The sequence below is a fragment of the Virgibacillus alimentarius genome, from assembly GCF_017874635.1.
GTDB lineage: Bacteria > Bacillota > Bacilli > Bacillales > Amphibacillaceae > Virgibacillus_B > Virgibacillus_B alimentarius.
On record NZ_JAGIKX010000006.1, the window covers coordinates 86,600 to 104,370 of the forward strand.

At 36.8% G+C, this 17,771-nt stretch carries 20 protein-coding genes, 1 pseudogene and 1 other annotated feature; of the genes and pseudogenes, 11 read left to right on the plus strand and 10 right to left on the minus strand.

What is annotated here, in order from left to right; translation table 11 throughout:
• Nucleotides 1–18: 18 nt before the first annotated feature.
• From hisB to hisZ, 4 genes are read right to left on the minus strand one after another with little or no spacing between them, the layout of a single operon-like run.
• Nucleotides 19–603, minus strand: a complete 585-nt coding sequence (gene hisB / locus J2Z81_RS05940) for an imidazoleglycerol-phosphate dehydratase HisB (protein ID WP_029269635.1) — start codon at nucleotides 601–603, stop codon at nucleotides 19–21.
• Nucleotides 590–1,879 (minus strand): histidinol dehydrogenase, encoded by a 1,290-nt coding sequence (hisD, locus tag J2Z81_RS05945; protein WP_226370910.1) that lies wholly within the window; start codon nucleotides 1,877–1,879, stop codon nucleotides 590–592. Before hisD ends, hisB begins: the two co-directional genes overlap by 14 nt.
• A gap of 6 nt (nucleotides 1,880–1,885) precedes the next feature.
• A complete protein-coding gene (gene hisG, locus J2Z81_RS05950; RefSeq protein ID WP_029269631.1) occupies nucleotides 1,886–2,512 on the minus strand; it encodes an ATP phosphoribosyltransferase in 627 nt (208 codons plus the stop codon).
• A 1-nt stretch (nucleotide 2,513) separates the two neighbouring features.
• A complete protein-coding gene (gene hisZ / locus J2Z81_RS05955; protein ID WP_029269630.1) occupies nucleotides 2,514–3,755 on the minus strand; it encodes an ATP phosphoribosyltransferase regulatory subunit in 1,242 nt (413 codons plus the stop codon).
• 112 nt (nucleotides 3,756–3,867) lie between these two features.
• Here hisZ and J2Z81_RS05960 point away from each other — a divergent pair, with 112 nt between their 5' ends.
• Nucleotides 3,868–4,659 (plus strand): histidinol-phosphatase HisJ family protein, encoded by a 792-nt coding sequence (locus tag J2Z81_RS05960; RefSeq protein ID WP_029269629.1) that lies wholly within the window; start codon nucleotides 3,868–3,870, stop codon nucleotides 4,657–4,659.
• A gap of 59 nt (nucleotides 4,660–4,718) precedes the next feature.
• On the opposite strand, the pseudogene J2Z81_RS05965 reads toward J2Z81_RS05960, so the two are convergent.
• A pseudogene (locus tag J2Z81_RS05965) lies at nucleotides 4,719–4,992 on the minus strand (hypothetical protein); the annotation flags it as partial.
• Nucleotides 4,993–5,111: 119 nt separating this feature from the next.
• Here J2Z81_RS05965 and J2Z81_RS05970 point away from each other — a divergent pair.
• Both J2Z81_RS05970 and murB read left to right on the plus strand, forming a co-directional pair.
• Nucleotides 5,112–5,930 carry an alpha/beta hydrolase gene (locus J2Z81_RS05970; RefSeq protein ID WP_029269627.1) on the plus strand — a complete coding sequence of 273 codons (819 nt, stop codon included), beginning with the start codon at nucleotides 5,112–5,114 and terminating at the stop codon, nucleotides 5,928–5,930.
• Nucleotides 5,931–6,020: 90 nt separating this feature from the next.
• The gene (murB, locus tag J2Z81_RS05975) at nucleotides 6,021–6,944 is read left to right on the plus strand and encodes a UDP-N-acetylmuramate dehydrogenase (RefSeq protein ID WP_226370911.1); all 924 of its coding nucleotides are present in this window, start codon (nucleotides 6,021–6,023) and stop codon (nucleotides 6,942–6,944) included.
• Nucleotides 6,945–7,155: 211 nt separating this feature from the next.
• Here murB and ehuA read toward each other — a convergent pair whose 3' ends face one another.
• From ehuA to ehuB, 4 genes are all read right to left on the minus strand, one after another.
• Nucleotides 7,156–7,974, minus strand: coding sequence for an ectoine/hydroxyectoine ABC transporter ATP-binding protein EhuA (ehuA, locus tag J2Z81_RS05980; RefSeq protein WP_226981255.1), 819 nt, complete (start codon nucleotides 7,972–7,974; stop codon nucleotides 7,156–7,158).
• Nucleotides 7,974–8,684, minus strand: coding sequence for an ectoine/hydroxyectoine ABC transporter permease subunit EhuD (gene ehuD, locus J2Z81_RS05985; protein ID WP_029269624.1), 711 nt, complete (start codon nucleotides 8,682–8,684; stop codon nucleotides 7,974–7,976). Before ehuD ends, ehuA begins: the two co-directional genes overlap by 1 nt.
• Entirely contained in the window at nucleotides 8,684–9,310 is a 627-nt protein-coding gene (locus tag J2Z81_RS05990) for an amino acid ABC transporter permease (protein ID WP_029269622.1), read from the minus strand. The genes ehuD and J2Z81_RS05990 overlap by 1 nt, the downstream gene beginning before the upstream one ends.
• A 176-nt stretch (nucleotides 9,311–9,486) precedes the next feature.
• Nucleotides 9,487–10,368 (minus strand): ectoine/hydroxyectoine ABC transporter substrate-binding protein EhuB, encoded by an 882-nt coding sequence (ehuB, locus tag J2Z81_RS05995; RefSeq protein ID WP_029269620.1) that lies wholly within the window; start codon nucleotides 10,366–10,368, stop codon nucleotides 9,487–9,489.
• A 419-nt stretch (nucleotides 10,369–10,787) separates the two neighbouring features.
• On the opposite strand from ehuB, the gene J2Z81_RS06000 reads away from it, so the two are divergent.
• Genes J2Z81_RS06000 through ytzI form a run of 3 tightly spaced genes read left to right on the plus strand, consistent with a single transcriptional unit; the run spans nucleotide 10,788 to nucleotide 12,370 of the window.
• Nucleotides 10,788–11,702 carry a ketopantoate reductase family protein gene (locus tag J2Z81_RS06000; RefSeq protein ID WP_226370912.1) on the plus strand — a complete coding sequence of 305 codons (915 nt, stop codon included), beginning with the start codon at nucleotides 10,788–10,790 and terminating at the stop codon, nucleotides 11,700–11,702.
• A gap of 12 nt (nucleotides 11,703–11,714) precedes the next feature.
• Entirely contained in the window at nucleotides 11,715–12,143 is a 429-nt protein-coding gene (locus J2Z81_RS06005; protein WP_226370913.1) for a GNAT family N-acetyltransferase, read from the plus strand.
• Between the two features lie 59 nt (nucleotides 12,144–12,202).
• Nucleotides 12,203–12,370 carry a YtzI protein gene (gene ytzI / locus J2Z81_RS06010; RefSeq protein ID WP_084179239.1) on the plus strand — a complete coding sequence of 56 codons (168 nt, stop codon included), beginning with the start codon at nucleotides 12,203–12,205 and terminating at the stop codon, nucleotides 12,368–12,370.
• 187 nt (nucleotides 12,371–12,557) lie between these two features.
• Here the strand turns inward: ytzI and J2Z81_RS06015 are convergent, their stop codons facing one another.
• Nucleotides 12,558–13,115 (minus strand): M15 family metallopeptidase, encoded by a 558-nt coding sequence (locus tag J2Z81_RS06015; RefSeq protein WP_226370914.1) that lies wholly within the window; start codon nucleotides 13,113–13,115, stop codon nucleotides 12,558–12,560.
• 120 nt (nucleotides 13,116–13,235) lie between these two features.
• On the opposite strand from J2Z81_RS06015, the gene J2Z81_RS06020 reads away from it, so the two are divergent.
• From J2Z81_RS06020 to proS, 5 genes are all read left to right on the plus strand, one after another.
• On the plus strand, nucleotides 13,236–14,138 hold the full coding sequence (locus J2Z81_RS06020) for a YIEGIA family protein (RefSeq protein ID WP_029269612.1): 903 nt from the start codon (nucleotides 13,236–13,238) through the stop codon (nucleotides 14,136–14,138).
• Nucleotides 14,138–14,329 carry a capping complex subunit for YIEGIA gene (locus J2Z81_RS06025; protein WP_029269610.1) on the plus strand — a complete coding sequence of 64 codons (192 nt, stop codon included), beginning with the start codon at nucleotides 14,138–14,140 and terminating at the stop codon, nucleotides 14,327–14,329. Before J2Z81_RS06020 ends, J2Z81_RS06025 begins: the two co-directional genes overlap by 1 nt.
• A gap of 102 nt (nucleotides 14,330–14,431) precedes the next feature.
• Complete coding sequence (locus J2Z81_RS06030) at nucleotides 14,432–14,920, plus strand: DUF456 domain-containing protein (protein WP_029269608.1); 489 nt, start codon at nucleotides 14,432–14,434, stop codon at nucleotides 14,918–14,920.
• Nucleotides 14,921–14,946: 26 nt separating this feature from the next.
• On the plus strand, nucleotides 14,947–15,783 hold the full coding sequence (thiD, locus tag J2Z81_RS06035) for a bifunctional hydroxymethylpyrimidine kinase/phosphomethylpyrimidine kinase (protein ID WP_029269606.1): 837 nt from the start codon (nucleotides 14,947–14,949) through the stop codon (nucleotides 15,781–15,783).
• A 108-nt stretch (nucleotides 15,784–15,891) separates the two neighbouring features.
• Nucleotides 15,892–16,115: a binding site (T-box leader), on the plus strand.
• 109 nt (nucleotides 16,116–16,224) lie between these two features.
• A complete protein-coding gene (proS, locus tag J2Z81_RS06040) occupies nucleotides 16,225–17,622 on the plus strand; it encodes a proline--tRNA ligase (protein WP_390337480.1) in 1,398 nt (465 codons plus the stop codon).
• The last annotated feature ends 149 nt before the right edge of the window (nucleotides 17,623–17,771 follow it).

A 17,771-nucleotide genomic window follows, 5' to 3' on the forward strand; every position in this document is an offset into this window, starting at 1 on the left:
TCGCATGTAGTAGTTGTTTTACAATGTTCCCTTGGTTGACGGAACTCCTTGAATACGTAAATTTTTTTGAGTTGCTTCATCTAAAGCACGGCCAAATCCCTTGAAAATCGATTCGATGATGTGGTGTGTGTTTTTTCCATATGCTAGATTTATGTGAAGCGTGATTTGTGCGTGATTTACAAAACCATGAAAAAATTCCTCTACCAGTTCCGTATCAAAATCACCAACTTTATCTTTTAGGCCGTCAACATGATAGACAAGATGTGATCTTCCGCTTATATCAATCGAAATAGTAGATAGTGCTTCATCCATAGGTGACGTCACAGTGGCATAACGGTTAATCCCTGCTTTATTACCTATGCATTTTTTAAAAGCTTGACCAAAGACAATTCCTATATCTTCGACAGTATGATGCTGATCGACATCCAGGTCGCCTGAGCATTGTAGTGTCATGTCAAATAGACCGTGTTTTGACATTAAAACTAACATATGATCAAAGAAGCCAACCTCTGTTTGAATGTCTGTTTTACCGGTACCGTCAATGGCAAAATTTAAATGAATGGATGTTTCCGCTGTCTTCCTGTTTAATTCAAATTGGCGCATTTTCATCATCCTTTCTAATACGTATAGCATTGGCATGCGCTGATAGTCCTTCTGTATTTGCTAAAGTTATAATTTGATTGGAAGCTGCTTGTAATGCATCTTTTGAATAATGAATGATACTTGACTTTTTCATAAAATCATAAACGCCTAATGGAGAGGAAAATGCGGCTGTTCCACTTGTTGGCAACGTATGGTTTGGTCCAGCGAAATAATCTCCCAAAGGTTCAGGGGAATAGTTTCCCAGAAAAATAGCACCTGCGTTTCGAATATAGGAGATATTCTCAGTAGGATTTTTTATCATTAGCTGTAAATGTTCTGGAGCAATCTCATTAACTAATTCAAATGCCTCATGTAACGTATCGGCAATAATAATACGTCCATTTTGTTTAAGTGATGTCTGGATAATGGTCTGTCGTTCTAAATGCTCAGCCTGTTTTCTTATCTCACGTTGTATGGCTTTAGCCATTTGTTGATGTGTTGTGATACATATAGAAGTAGCTCGCTCATCATGTTCGGCTTGGGACAGAAGGTCAGCAGCTACATAGTCTGCCTTAGCTGTTTCATCTGCAACAACGCAAATTTCACTTGGACCAGCTATCATATCAATCGCTACATCACCATAAACCCACTTTTTTGCACTTGCAACATAGGCGTTTCCCGGACCAACAATTTTATCAACTTTTTCGATTGATTCTGTTCCGTATGCGAGCGCTGCTATAGCTTGAGCTCCTCCAACTTTAAAAATGCGGTCTGCGCCGGCAATTCGACTAGCTGCAAGAACATGCGGGTTGACTTTACCATCAGGCTGAGGAGGAGTGACAATGTTAATAGATTCAACTCCAGCTATTTTTGCAGGGATAACATTCATTAAAACAGTAGATGGATAAGCGGCTTTACCACCTGGGATGTATACACCTACTTTTTCGATTGCGGTGACCTTTTGGCCGAGAAGAATACCATCTTCTTTATTCATAAACCAAGATTGTTCCTTTTGAACTTCGTGAAATTGTGTAATGTTTTCTTTTGCTCGCTGAATGGCAGTTAGAAATAAAGAATCGACAAGTTTTTCAGCTTCATCAATTTCTTCTTTAGAGACAAGGAAATGATCCAGATTTACACAATCAAATTTTGCCGAGTAAGCAGTTAAAGCAGCATCTCCGTTTTTATTAACGTCAGCTATAATTTCTAACACTGCTTGATCTATCTTTGTATCATTTTGAATGGAAGCGACACGCAGTATTTCATTTTTGTATTGTTTGGCTGTTACGATTTGCATTTATGATCACTCCAAAACAGATTCTAATTTTTTAATGATTTGTTGGATTTCTTTTGTTTTTGTAGCAAAGCTAGCCTTGTTTACAATTAGTCTAGTACTGATTGGTTCCATGTCCTCAATTATAGTTAGTCCGTTCTCATTTATGGTATTTCCAGTTTCCACAATATCGACGATAACATCAGCCATCCCAATAAGAGGGGCTAATTCAACAGAACCGTTTAGTTTAATGGTGTCAACGGTTATTCCTTTTTGTTCGAAGTAGTGCTCTGCAACATTTGGGTACTTGGATGCAACCGTTAAAACAGTTGTATGATCAATTTTTTGATCGGGTAAGCCTGCTACTGCAAATTTACATTTACCTAGCTTTAAATCAAGCAATTCATAAAGATCAACCTGCGCTTCCATTATGTTATCCTTACCAGCTATACCGATATCAGCTGCTCCTTTGTCGACATAAGTAGGAACATCGACCGCTTTGACGAATATTAGTTTGATTTGTTTTTTTGTATCGTAGAAAACCAATTTTCTGCTTTTTTCATGAAAATCAGCGAAATGAAATCCTGCTCTTTTTAATATAGCTATTGCACCCTTAGCAGTACGGCCTTTTGCTAATGCTAACGTGATACATTCCACTTTATATTCTCTCCTTTACTTCCTGGAGTATTTGGTTTAATTTCTCTATATCGGTAAATGACCAGGATTTATTTTGCTGATATAATGTACTGTTATTTCTTGTAAGATAAAGTGTACATTGTGCACTTTCATGCTTATTTGCTTCTGGGATTGGGAAAGTTAGAACACGGTAATTTTGTTCACGTAATTCATTCGCTATTGTCAGTCCATACTCCTGCTCATCCGTTTCATAATAAATGTCGACATCAATTGGCGGCTGATAGGATTTAGTATGATTTTTTGTACTGTCTAGTAAGGCTTCAATATCACAAGCGAATCCGATTGCCGGGATGGAAGCATTAAATTGAGTCGCCAGTTTGTCATATCTGCCTCCCATTAAAATTGGTTTACCTACATTTTCGGTAAAACCTTGAAAGATAATATCCGAATAATAATCCATGTGATTGATCAGTCCTAAGTCGATGACAATATGCTGCTTGCACCCATACGCTTGAATCACTGTACAAACTTCTTCAAGATTTTGCAGCTTATTTACCATACTATCGTTATACGCAATTTCCTTCGCGCGTTTGATGACATCATCAGCCTCTCCGTATAGCAGAGGAATATTTTCAATAGCATAACGAAGTTTCGGATCAATAGACAGGTCGGCTAAAAAAAGCTTAATACCATTAGTATTTTTCGCTTGAATTAATTGTTTAAATTGTTTCAGATCTTGATCAGACAAGGCTAATTCTGAAATTAGTTCCTTTGTGAATCCTGCATGGCCAATCTCTAAAGTAAAGTTCGTTAAATGCAAATCTTTCAGAAGGTGTACAGCAAGGGAAAGTACTTCCGCATCAGCCTCAGGGCTATTGTTTCCAAAGTACTCTATCCCTGCCTGTGTTCGTTCCTTATTGTTTGACTCATCTGGCGTTTGTCTAAAAACATCTGTAACGTAGAAATATCGTATTTCTTTTGATAAATGTTTATATTTCGATGCTATTTGTTGTGTAATTGGGATAGTCACGTCAGGTCGCATAACTAGTACTTTGCCGGAATTATCAATAACTTTAATCATTTCGTCTAGCTTGATCGTTCCATTTACAGTAGTATATAAATCATACGGTTCAAAAGTAGGCGTTTGAATTTGCTTATACCCATAAGTAGTAAAGCGACTTCTCAGCAAGGTGATTAGCCGTTCACGTATTTGATAAAAGGCAATGTCCGTATCATTTGTTTTGTCAAAAATATAGGTTTGCATAAAATACTCCCTTCCAAGAACTTTATCGCTTTATCACTTTATCTAATTAAAGTTATATAGTATTCTAGTATGTAGATTTTTAAATGTCAATACTAAAGGAGGAATTTTCTAAATGTTTGATTACCATCTTCATAGTGATTTTTCAGCTGACTGTAAAACGCCCATGGAAGAAACGGTTCAGCGAGCGATTGAACTAGGCTTGAGTGAAATTTGTTTTACGGAGCACATTGACTATGAGTACCCTGACCCGACAATAGATTTTGATCTTGATTTACCTGCGTACGATAAAAAAATACAGGAGCTTAGACAATTGTATGAAAATAGAATAAGTATTAAGAAGGGGGTAGAGCTAGGTCTGCAGCCACATCAAATTCAAGACTATACGAATTTGATGGAACGGGAGCGATTTGATTTTGTTATTTGCTCGATGCATACTGCTGATAAAAAGGATCTGCATTCAGGAAGTTTCTTTGCAGATAAAACAATCGATGAAGCTTATACACAGTATTATGAAGAACTGCTCTATTGTGTGACCCATTTTAAACATTTCAATATTATGGGACATATTGACTTAGTAAAAAGATATACGGAGAAAGCTGATCATGATTTTCATGATGCTATCAGTGAAATTTTTAAAGTAATTATTCCAAGTGGCAAAGGAATCGAATTGAATACATCTGGTGTCCGTTATGGCTTACATAGTGGTATGCCAAGTCCCGATATTTTGAAACTATATCAAGATTGTGGAGGAGAAATCATTACGTTAGGTTCTGATTCACATGTAGCTTCTACGGTGGCATATCAATTTAAGGAGTCAATTGAACTATTAAAATCATTAGGATTTAAATATATAGCAACATTTGATAATCAAGAACCAATATTCCATTCTTTAAATAGTCTATAATGAACACGAAAGAAGCTGGAACATAACTAGCCAAAATATCTTAAAAAAGGTTCCAACCATCAAAAATTGATGGTTGGAACCTTTTGAGTTTGAGTTATTTTCATCATCATGGTTGGATTTGTGTTCATGGCGGTATACTTTCTTAAGCTTCCTGCCATGAACGCAAATCCTAATTCATTTTCTACCTTTTTCTTTACCTCACACTGAAAAACGTATGAAACACAAATTAGCCTTCATAAATCCAAAGACTGGCGGCTCCACATCTATTTTACGTTTTCCGTAGATCTCCCCAGTTTTCTCTTCTGAAAGCTTCTGTCTTATATATTGATTTTTGATAATAAATCCTTCAATAAATAAGACATTTACAGGGTTAAAATGCTATAATTAAATAGTCAATAGGAATTGCTTAGCGAAAGCTTCTTTGACTGAATAACATAAGTGGGGTAACCGTTTTGAAAAGGAAACATATTATTAGTGTTGCGTCTTTTTTTATTTTTTTAATCGGTCTAATCGTTGTTATATATATACCTAAATCGGCTAGTTCCGATCATTTGATTCAACCGACTATTTTTTTACATGGTTATAAAGGAACAGAAAATTCGTTTGGGCATATGCTACAACGATTCGAAAAAAATTACAAATGGGGAAATAAAGCATTGATATACCGCGTTTCACCTCAAGGGAAAATCCATGCTTATGACCTTAATAAGAGCCAGAGGGAGCCAGTATTTATACAGGTGATTTTCGAAAATAATCGGGCTGGCCTTGAAACGAATACAAGATGGCTAGCGAATGTATTAGAGCATATGAAAGGAATTTATCATATAAATTCAATCAACTTAGTTGGGCACTCCATGGGCGGCATTGTCTCGCTTAAATATATACAAGAATATCAAGATTCAAGCGTATATCCTACAGTGGGGAAACTAATTACATTAGGAAGTCCATTCGACGGCATCTATAATGAAAATTATTTTCAAATTAATCATGATGAAGCGGCAACTGACTTAAAGCCTAATTCAACTGCTCTTAAACAGCTGCGGAAGAAGCAAGGGAATTTTCCTCGGAATATTTCTGTACTAAGTATCAGCAGTACGGGAGATATGGTGGCCACGCCAGAAAGCGTGTCCTCGATACAGGATATTATACCGGCAGACCAATTGGAGGAAATTTTGATTGAAAGAGAAGGTTTAGGTCATAGCGCATTACATGAGGATGGAGAAGTCGATCAATATATTCATTCTTTTCTATGGAAAAATAATATGGAATAACTTACAATGTAACAAGGAAAAAAAGAGGTGCGTCAGGTCACTTTTTTGAACATCCTTTTAGAATAGAAAATATTAAAGGGAATGATTTAAGTGGTAAATGATCATCATACGTATGAAAAACTAATAGAAATTACTTCGAAGCAAAATGTGATGGTTAATGAACCTTTGAAAAATCATACGTACACACATTTAGGCGGGAAGGCCGATTTTTTTGTGACACCAGAGACATATGTACAGGTGCAGCAAATTGTAAAACTTGCAAATAGAATGAATATCGCATTCACCTTATTGGGAAATGGGTCCAATTTAATTGTGAAAGACGGTGGAATCCGGGGCATTATCATGAACTTAAAAAAATTAAATACGATTAAAGCGGATGACACAGTAATGATTGCTCAAAGTGGCGCTCGTATCATTGACGCTTCAAGAGAAGCACTAGCCAAAAAATTAACTGGGCTAGAGTTTGCTTGTGGAATTCCAGGTTCTGTTGGTGGTGCTTTATATATGAATGCTGGGGCGTATGGCGGAGAAATAAAGGATGTATTAACAAGTACGGTTGTTGTTGATAGGAATGGTGATCTCCTTACGTTATCTGCCAATGAATTGGATTTAAAATACCGCTCAAGTAATATTCCAGACAATGGGTACATCGTGCTTGAAGCAACGTTTTCATTAAAAGATGGAAATTACGATGAAATAAAAGCGGTTATGGATGATCTCACATTTAAACGGGAATCAAAACAGCCACTTGAGTATCCATCTTGTGGGAGTGTGTTTAAGCGTCCTCCTGGATATTTTGCAGGGAAATTAATTCAAGATAGTAATTTACAAGGAAAACAAATTGGCGGAGCGCAGGTATCAACAAAACATGCTGGTTTCATCGTCAATAAAGATGATGCATCCGCAGAAGAATATATCGGTTTAATTCATTTTGTACAAAAAACTGTAAAGGAAAAATTTGATGTTCAGTTAGAACGGGAAGTGAGAATTATTGGTGATGATCCGGAAAAATAAAGGAAATGAAAGCATTGCGGGGCAAAGAAAGCAAGAGTATTCGCAGTGCTTTTTTAGCTGATGAATCTCGAACTTTTGGATTTTCCTCAAGTTACATGGAATACATATGATTTAAAATCGAATGTACAAATAAAACGGATAAGTATAAGGGATGAGTGGATTTTCATGGAATTAAAAAGGTTTGGGGACTTTATTATGTCCCCAAACCTTTTTAGGCTCTAAATCTTTTTAAAAAGCTTTGAAGGCGTTCGTTTTCTGAATGCTCTAATACCTCGCTAGGGTTGCCTTGTTCAGCAATGACCCCGCCATCTAGGAAAACCACACGGTCGGCAATTTCTAGAGCGAATTCCATTTCATGCGTAACTAGTATCATAGCCATTTCACCTTCATGTGCAATATCTCGAATCACTTCAAGTACTTCCCCGACAAGCTCTGGATCCAATGCTGATGTCACTTCATCAAATAACATTACTTTGGGGCGCATTACGAGGGCTCGTGCCATTGCAACCCGTTGTTTTTGTCCACCGGAGAGCTGGCTTGGGTAAGCTTCTAACTTATCACCTAATCCAACTTTTTCAAGCATTTCAATTGAACGTTGTTTCGCTGATGCTTTGTTTTCCTTTTGTACATGTATCGGAGCGGTCATACAGTTTTCTAAAATAGTCATATGAGGAAAAAGATTAAAATGTTGAAATACCATTCCAATATCACCGCGAACTTCCCGTAAATGCCTCTCATTTGCGGGGATAAGCTTTCCATTCTTTTCTACATGCCATAAATAGTTACCATCGACAATAATATGGCCTGAAGTTGGCCGCTCTAGTGTCATTAACATACGAATAATGGTGGTTTTTCCCGACCCACTTGGACCAATGAGGGCAACTTTCTCCGCAGGTTTAATTTCTAAGTCTATCCCTTTTAAAACTTCGACCTCTCCAAATGATTTATGCACGTTTTTATAAGTTACGATCGGTTCCGCTTCTTCAAATGAGTTATGTGCATCTTTATGTGTTTTTGTTGATTCTATCATTACATCACTGCTCCTTCCCTACTATGCGTTGTTTTAATAGCTTCTTTTTTATCGAATCGCCGGTTCATTTTTTTCTCCAGTTTATTAATAAGGATAGCTGAAGGATAGCTTAAAATTAGGAATAAAATTGCTACAATCGTTAATGGTTCCAAATAGTTCCATGACTTTGCACCATAATCCTGTGCCAATTGCATGATACCTATTACCCCAATTGTCGAAGCTAGTGGAACCTCCTTAAATAAGATAATTAAGTAATTTCCAATCATTGGGATCGTCGGTGGTATTGCTTGTGGCAAAATGACTTTTGTCCATTTTTGGCGAGTAGAAAAGTTGAGAGCAGTTGAAGCTTCCCATTGCCCTTTTTCTACACCCTCAATACCAGAACGATATACTTCCCCAATATAGGTACTAAAATGAATGCCTAGACCTAAGGTTGCGCTTGTGAAAGGATCAAGTGTCATTCCAATATGTGGTACCATCGGATAAGCATAGTAGATAAAAAATAGTTGAACGAGCGGTGGGGTGGATCGAATAAATTCCATTATCCATGTAAAAATCCAGGCAATTGGTTTTATGGGAATGCGTTGCGTAAAGGTCCAAAAAAAGCCAAATATTAAAGCAAATAGAAAAGAGGCAATTGTTAAACCAAGTGTAATTCCTATACCTGATATTACAATTGGAAAAGCATCAAGAAATACGTCCCACTTCATTAACTAGCCACCCCTTTCTTTGAAGCATTTTCCATTTTCCGTGTAAACCAAATTAATGGAAGAGCAAGAATAAAATAGAATATGAGTACCGCTATATAAGCAGTCGGTGCTAAAGATAGGTGATTATCTCTAAAATTATCACCGTAATACAAGACATCCGTTAATCCAATTAATGAAACAAGGGAAGTTGCCTTTAGCATTTGAATCAGATAGTTTCCGAATTCAGGAAGCATCATCCGTACTGCTTGAGGCAAAATAACAAGGCGCATTCGCTGAAATCGCGACATGTTTAGCGCGGTTGCTGCCTCTGTTTGTCCTTTTGCAACAGATAATATGGACCCACGGACTATTTCAGACATATATGCACCGTAGTTTAACCCGATTGCTAAAGCTCCCGCCCAAAAATCGTTTCCTAAATGAATATCAAATAATATTGGTAAAGCATAATATAACCAAAACAATTGGACAATAAGAGATGTCCCTCTGAAAAATTCTACATAAATTCCAGTAAATCCACGTATAATTGCATTATTTGAAAGCCGGCATAGACCAGCTACAAAGGCCATCAGAAAACCGAAGAATGCAGAGGCAATCAGGATAGTTACTGTTATATTTACCCCTCTCATTAGTTCCTGAAAGATCTCACCTATCGCACTAATTATAATCACTCCTTCTATCGTCATGATTCATTAACAAATTATTGTAGGTTTTTAGAAAGAAAAAAGATCCGACTCCCCTAGGTGAGGGAGTTGGACCCTATGGAGTCATTTCATCTAATATAAACTAAATTAGTGAATAATATTTATTCTTCTCCATTACAAACCATTTCAGCTGTAACACCATCTTCGACAGAGTTAGCCTCTGCACTAAATCCATTATCTTCTAAAATTTGTGCAATTGTACCGTCTTCTTTCAATTCTGCGAGTTTTTCATTAAAAGCTTCCAGAAGCTCTTCGTTTTCTGGGTGAAATGCTACTGCACCATAACTAGGTACACCTTCAATATCTGGTTGCTCAAAATCTTCTACGAACTCTAATTTATCATTATTAGCAGATTCTAAAGCCATTTTGATTGTCATTTCTGTACCGGTTGTTGCATCTGCACGCCCAGATTCAACTGCTGAAAAAGTTGCAGGGATGTCAGGAGCGCTTTGGATTTGACTTTCATCCACACCTTCCGATTTTAGAAAATCATTCTCTGTTGCTCCTGACATGACTGATACAGTTACATCAGGGTCATTTGCGATATCTTCATAGCTATGCAAATCTTTTGGATTTCCTTTTTGAACAATTAAACCCTCACCATATTTCATATCAGGTTCTGCAAAGGCAGCGCTTTCACAACGCTCTGGTGTAATCGCCATACCAGATGTGATTGCATCGAATTTCTTTGCTTGTAATCCTGGTACAAGCTGATCATAATCTGCAAGGTGTCCTTCTACTTCGTCAATACCGAGCTCAGCAAATACAGCCTTGGCAGTCTCTACCGACGCTCCAGTTAATTCCCCGTCTTCGTTTTCATAACCGTATGGTTTTTCATTGGCGAAACCAACTTTAATTTTTCCCTTTTCTTGTAGTTCTTCTAAGGTGTTACCACCCCCGTCTCCGCTAGCATCGTCTGAACCACATGCGGTGAAAAGGATAAGAGATAAACCTAGTACTAAAAAAAATAATAATTTCTTCATCTCGAATAAACCCCCTTTAAATTGTGTAATACCAAGTAAAAAGTAAAAATAAAAAATTGTCTCTAGCTCCCAGCATAAAACATATTGTCTTCATTATTTTATCTATGTTTCTAGGGATTAGAATATTATGCTAGAGAGAATTTTTTTACATTTATTATACAATGGTATAGTTATTTAGTTTTAGATTCAAACCTCATATTATTAGATAATTCGAAAAAAACAAGCATATCACTATATATATAGATATAAGCTAGGTTATCCTAAGATATACTCGGTTATAGTTTGTTTCTCTTATACTTTTGCTTATCTTTAAAGACAGTTTTTAAGAAATGATGAAAGCGCAGGATTAAATATAGACAAAAGTTTGGGAGTCAAAGTACGATAGTGATAATAAATCTTAATTCATGGAGAGGATTTTTATGCATATTGTTGTAATTGGGGCGGGAGCCTTAGGCGCCTATTTTGGCGGAAGATTTGAAGAAGCAGGGGCGAAGGTCACATTTTTAGTTCGAAAAAAAAGGGCCGAGCAAATTCAGAATCATGGACTTGACATTAAAAGTACAAAAGGAGATTATGCGATCAAAAACCCAAAAATTGTTACAAACGCATCTGAAATTGATGCTGCAGATCTTGTATTCTTAAGTGTTAAAGGGTACCACCTCAAAGGGGCAATGGATGATGTAAAACAATTAGTGGAAAAGGGAGCTAATGTATTACCTGTTCTAAATGGGATAGAGCATGTTAGTGTGCTTCAAGAACAGCTTGGCAGAGACGCTGTTCTAGGCGGGCTTTGCTTTATTATTGCAACACTAAATAATAAAGGGCATGTAGAACATTCCAGCGCGTTTCATAATCTGGTTTTTGGTCCACTTGAGCCAGCTCAAACAACGATTTGTAATCAGCTAGAAGAACTTAGTAAACAAGCAAATATCAAAATGATTCATAGTAAAGCAATTTCACTTGAATTATGGAAGAAATATATGTATATAACTGCTTTTTCTGGTATAACGACAGCAACTAATTTACCAATTGGCCCCATTTGTGACTATAAAGAAACATTCTATGTTGCTGAAATGATCTTGCAAGAGATGAAACGGCTAGCTAACAAATATGAGGTGGAATTAACTGATGTAGATGTAGAAAAAGCAAAAAAGAATTTCATGAACCTAAATCGTGATGCAACATCCTCCATGCATCAAGACCGCAGAAAGAATTTAACGCTAGAAGTAGATCATCTACATGGTGGAGCACTTCGTTTAGCCAAAGCAAAAGGATTGGAACTGCCATTTACAGAGGCTGTGTATGGATTAATAAAACCTTTTGAAAACGCATAAGGAGAGAGAATAATGTATAAAATTCGAGAAGCCAAACTAGAAGATTTTAGTGAAATTGCACGCATTCATGATAACCCGGTGAATGATCATCTATCTAACAGGCAGGTAAATCTTGATAAAGCGCTATTTGTGCAAATAATCGAGGACGAAATAGGAAAGATTTATCTTGTTGAGAAGTCAGGAAGTGTAGTTGGCTTTGTTTTATTTTATATCAATCTATCGAAAAGAACGCTATATATTGATCGTTTTTCTATTTGTAAAGATTATCAGAAAAAAGGAATTGACGAGCATTTATATCAAAAAGTAAAACAATTTGCTGATCGGAATAAATTAGAGAAAATGGAAACACAAATTACTACTGCAAATCCTATTGTATTAACTTTTTTCGATGAAAAAGGGTGGAAAAAGATAGAACCATTTAGATACAATAAAAACTTGTAATGCACTACACGAATTGTTATTTTAATAGAGGGTATTATTTAAAATAAGGAGCAAATAAAATGGATGTTGTGACAGTAAATATTGTTGTAGCAATAATAATAACATTAATCGTTTTAGTTTTATCTCTCGTGACAATTTCAAAGGGGTATGGTTATAAACATACAGTGGATCCAAAACCTGATGAAGAAAATAACCACCAAGAACGAAAGGAATATACAGACAGATAAAGGTGAAAAAGTTTTGTAATTAATGACCACCGGACAGGTCGTCGTATATCTATTATTTTATTGATTCAGTAAGATACTGGTTCTATGTGTATATTCTAGAATGCTGCAAAATGGCCGCAAATAACTAGAAAATAGATGGTTAAAAAACCACACTTTTTGTGCGGTTTTTTAATTTTAAACATTTATTTTACTTTAGCGGCCGCTTTCCCTTTTTTAATTCCTCAATACTTAATCCAAAAGACATTTGTAAATGAGGAAAATCTTTGAAATTCGGCCAATCTCCACCCCATTCAAAGCCCAGTTCTTTTGCAATGTCAGCTACTTCTAACCAATCGGACTTTCCATTATTATTTCCATCATAGGAAGTATCCCAGATCACATCACCTTGACTATTTTCGATGGCAAAGTCAATAGCCAACCCATAATTATGATAGGATTCACCTGCCTGAGCGTACGTTATAATATTCCCCTCAGACGACCTTCCTTGTGCATATAATTCTTCTTGCTTCTCCATCGTCCGTACTGTTTCAGTAATCACTACATGAATATTTTGCTTAGTTGCTTTATCAAGTAATTCCTCCATTTTTTCAGAGACAATAGGATGAAGCTGTTCGTACGAGTCATCATCCTTGTTTTCTATGTATTCGTATCTATTCTGATTCATTTGATGATAAATAGTGAAAACCATCATTACAAATAAAACAACTATCACCCACGCTACAAAGTCTTTCTTCAGATGTTTCATTAATTAAGTAATCCTCATTTCTATTTGCACTATATTCTTATCTTACACAAATTCATAAAAAATAAAAAAAAGTAAAGCCTAACAACGATAAGTTATTTTGGAGCTAAAGGAAGGATTTAAATGCCATTATCGATACTAAAAGAGCCAGAATTTCTTGGCATTGTAATTGGGTTGCTGTTTGGAATAATTGCTAAAATTATGTTGCTTCGTACAGATTATCGCCAATATCCGACATATCCGCATGGAAAAGTTATTCATATGTCATTAGGCGTCATTGCAGCAGGATTAGGAGCTTTAGTTGTTCCGGCTCTTTTAAGTAAAGAATATACAGCTGTTACTTTTTTGACACTTGCTGCACAACAGTTCAGAGATGTCCGGAGAATGGAAAGGGAGACTTTAACGGAAATAGATGATTTAGAACTTGTTCCCCGTGGTAATGCCTATATTGAAGGGATAGCAATGGTTTTTGAAGGAAGAAACTATTTAGTTATTTTTAGTGCACTTATCGCATCCCTGTTTACAGTTTTATTCGTATGGTATTGGGGTGTAGTTGCCGGTATTTTATCATTACTTGTAGCTAAAATGTTTCAAAAGGGAAAAAGTATCGAACATATTGCAGATGTTCATATTGCAGATGTGAAAATTGAAGATCCGGATTTATTTGTAGAATCCATTTACATCATGAACGTTGGTTTAAGAGAGGATATTGAGATTATTAAAGAAAATGGAGTTGGTCTGGTACTTACTCCTAAAAATGATAATTCCAAAGTTACGCTCTCGGGACTTGGACAGCGTCAGGCTTTATTGCATAATTTGTCCACATTATTAGGTGTCTATCGTGATTCAGGTGAACCTACACTGATACCTATGGCGAAACTTGACTTAGAAAGCGGGAAATTAGCAATTTTCATTTTACCACGTGAAAAGGATCCCCAAAAAATTCTTAGAGCTGTTAAAGGGGCCCCTATTGTGGAGAATTCAGTTCGTATGCCCACAGAAGCATATAAAGGAGGTAAGGCATAATGGCAGAAATCGTTGCTGTTGTTACATTGAATCCTGATCAAATTTCCGGTGGTGTTCCAATTTTTGTTGCAGAGAATAAAGAGGAAAGAGAGAAGGTTGCCTTTTCTTTAGAAAAAATTATGGATGCTTCTGCACATGATTTAGTAAATGGATCTATTATATTGGTTGATCATAAAGCTAAAACAAAATAATAGGGAGAAAACAAATATCTTTTAAAGCATCTCTGTTGTAAAATAGAGATGCTTTTCTAGATTAAATTTTTACATATACCAGAGGGAGAGGAGGAGAAGTTATTGAATGTTTTGCTATGGATTCTGATTGTAGCTCTGTTTATATTGAGTTTCATTGGTGTGATTTATCCTATTATTCCATCAGTATTGTTGCTCTGGGGAGGATTTTTACTTTATCATTTCTTTCTATCCGGATCCGGAGACGATTTAACAATGATGTTCTGGATTGGAATGCTAATTCTTACTTTATTAATAATTATTTCTGATATAATAGCAAATAGTTATTTCGTGAAAAGATTTGGAGGAAGCAAATGGGGCGAACGTGGTGCAGCGATTGCTGTAATCGTAGGTTCATTCATAATACCGCCGTTTGGTATTTTGATTATCCCTTTTATTGTAGTTTTTATTATTGAAATGCTACAAAGAAGAACCCCCTTACAAGCGTTACGTGCGTCGATTGGTTCTTTAATTGGCTTTTTAGGAGGGGCTATTTCTAAAGTAGTCATTCAGGCAACCATGATCATATGGTTTTTAATTACTATCATATTTTAATTGGGAAAGGAATGATACATATGAATATGAATTATCCTTCACGTGTCATAACAATTGCGGGATCAGCTGCTGGGGGAAGTGCAGGAATTCAAGCAGATTTGAAAACATTTCAGGAACTGGATGTTTATGGAATGAGCGTTGTAACGGCAATTGTTGCAAGACATCCGCAAACCGATAAAAATGTGCATCCAATGACAATCGAAGCAATTGAAGCGCAATTTGCAACAGCTATGAAGCAAGTGGGCACAGATGCTCTAAAAACAGGAATGCTTTTCTCAAAAGAGGTTATTGAAAAAACTGCCGAATTGATCGATCAAAGTTCAATCGAAAATATTGTTGTTGATCCAGTTATGGTTGGAAAGTTAGATTCAAAGCTTTTAAAAGATGATGCAATTGAGGCATTAAAAGAAAAGCTATTGCCACAAGCGACTTTAATTACACCAAACATGCCGGAAGCATCCTTCTTATTAGATGGAAGAAGCTTAAATAAGGTGGAAGATTTAAAGCGGGCTGCAAAGGATCTTCATCAATTAGGCCCAAATTATGTACTGGTCAAAGGCGGAAGATTAGAAGGACCAGCAGTTGATGTCTTATTTGATGGTAAAAAGTTGACCGTACTAGAAGCACCTCGAATTGATACAGTAAACACAAGCGGTGCAGGTTGTTCCTATTCAGCAGCTATTACCGCCTACCTAGCAAAAGGAAAATCTATTGTGGAAGCTGTTAAACAAGCTAAAGGTTTTGTCACTACAGGAATTGAATATGGATTTTCATATACGGAAATGGTTGGACCGACTTATCATGCAGCAATGCGTAAGTACGGACAAGCGCATGAAATTAAAGAAAGTCAATACACGCTTTAATTTGAAGGGGAGGTTGTCTAAAAAGACAGTTAACATTCAGCCACTTTACTTCTTTCATTACTCCAACTTGACTTTAGGTTTTTATATCTATATATTAGGAAATGTATAAATGAAACGTTGATAAGGACTAGTATAGTTTGTTTTCTTTTCAGAGAGGAAATGGTTGCTGCAAATTTCTAAAGAAAACGATTAGAACCTACCTTAAAGTTCGCCATCAGAAAAGCTAAGCAGGCTAGAAGGTGTGCGCGGTCACCTGACCGTTATTAAACAAAGTGTACAGTGGCATGATTTACTGTAAACAAGGGTGGTACCACCAGACCTCGGTCCCTTTTTGGATGGAGGATTTTTTGTATGTCTAAATGAAAAAGTAATCAAAATAACGTTATAAAGCAGGTGTGTAGATTGAGTAAAAAGAAACAATTTGTTGAAAAAGTAACGCCAATGGAAGAAAACTTTGCACAGTGGTACACAGATGTTGTAAAGCAAGCAGGATTAGTTGATTATGGACAAGTGCGGGGAACGATGATTATTAAGCCATATGGTTATGCTATCTGGGAAAACATCCGCGATGAGCTAGATAGGAAATTTAAAGAAACTGGGCATTCCAATGTTGCCTTTCCATTATTTATACCAGAAAGCCTCCTGCAAAAAGAAAAGGATCATGTAGAAGGTTTTGCACCGGAAGTTGCCTGGGTAACACATGGCGGGGATGAAGAATTAGCAGAGCGCATTGCAGTGCGTCCAACTTCAGAAGTGCTGTTTTGTGAATACTACTCTAAAAACATCCATTCCTATCGAGATTTGCCAATGCTGTATAACCAATGGGCGAATGTAGTGCGCTGGGAAAAAACGACACGCCCATTCTTGCGTTCATCCGAATTTCACTGGCAAGAAGGACATACTGCACATGCTACGGCCGAGGATGCTTCGGAGGAAACAGAAAGAATGTTAGGTATTTATGCTGATTTGACAGAGAAGTATTTGGCAATCCCGGTTATTCGTGGACGTAAAACGGAAAAAGAGAAATTTGCAGGAGCTAAATATACATTAACAATTGAAAGTTTAATGCATGATGGGAGAGCATTGCAATCTGCAACATCACATCATTTTGGCCCGGAATTTGCAAAAGCATTTGATATTACGTATTTAGATGAAAATGGTGATACTCAATTTGTCCATCAAACATCATGGGGTCTTTCAACACGTATTATGGGCGCATTGATTATGGTTCATGGAGATAATAGGGGATTGGTTGTGCCACCACGCATTGCTCCAACTCAAGCTATAATCCTGCCAATAGCGCAACATAAAGAAGGTGTTTTAGATAAAGCGTATGACCTTCGTGATCAACTCAAAGACATTGTTCGTATCGATATCGATGCAAGTGATAAAACACCTGGGTGGAAGTTTAATGAGTCCGAAATGAAAGGGATCCCAGTACGGATTGAAATGGGACCAAGAGATATTGAAAAAGATCAAGTTGTGCTTGTACGACGCGATACCGGTGAAAAAGAATTTGTTCCACTTAATGAGTTAAAGGAACGTTTGCCGAATGTATTAGAGGAAGTTCAGCAAAATTTGTATAATAAAGCATTAGCTCATCGAGACAGTAAAACAAGTACTGCAACAACAATGGAGGAATTTAATCAAACGCTTGATGAAAATCCCGGTTTCATTAAAGCAATGTGGTGTGGCGATGTAGCTTGTGAGGAAAAAATTAAAGAGGAAACCCAGGCAACATCCCGCTGTATCCCATTTGAACAGGAAAAAGTTGCTGACACATGTGTTTGCTGTGGAAAAGAAGCAAAAGAAATGATCTACTGGGCGAGAGCTTATTAAGAGAAAAAACGAGTGCCATTGGCACTCGTTTTTTCGGAGCCGGAGAAAATCAACCGGAGCCGGAGAAAATCAACCGGAGCCGGAGAAAATCAACCGGAGCCGGAGAAAATCAACCGGAGCCGGAGAAAATCAACCGGAGCCGGAGAAAA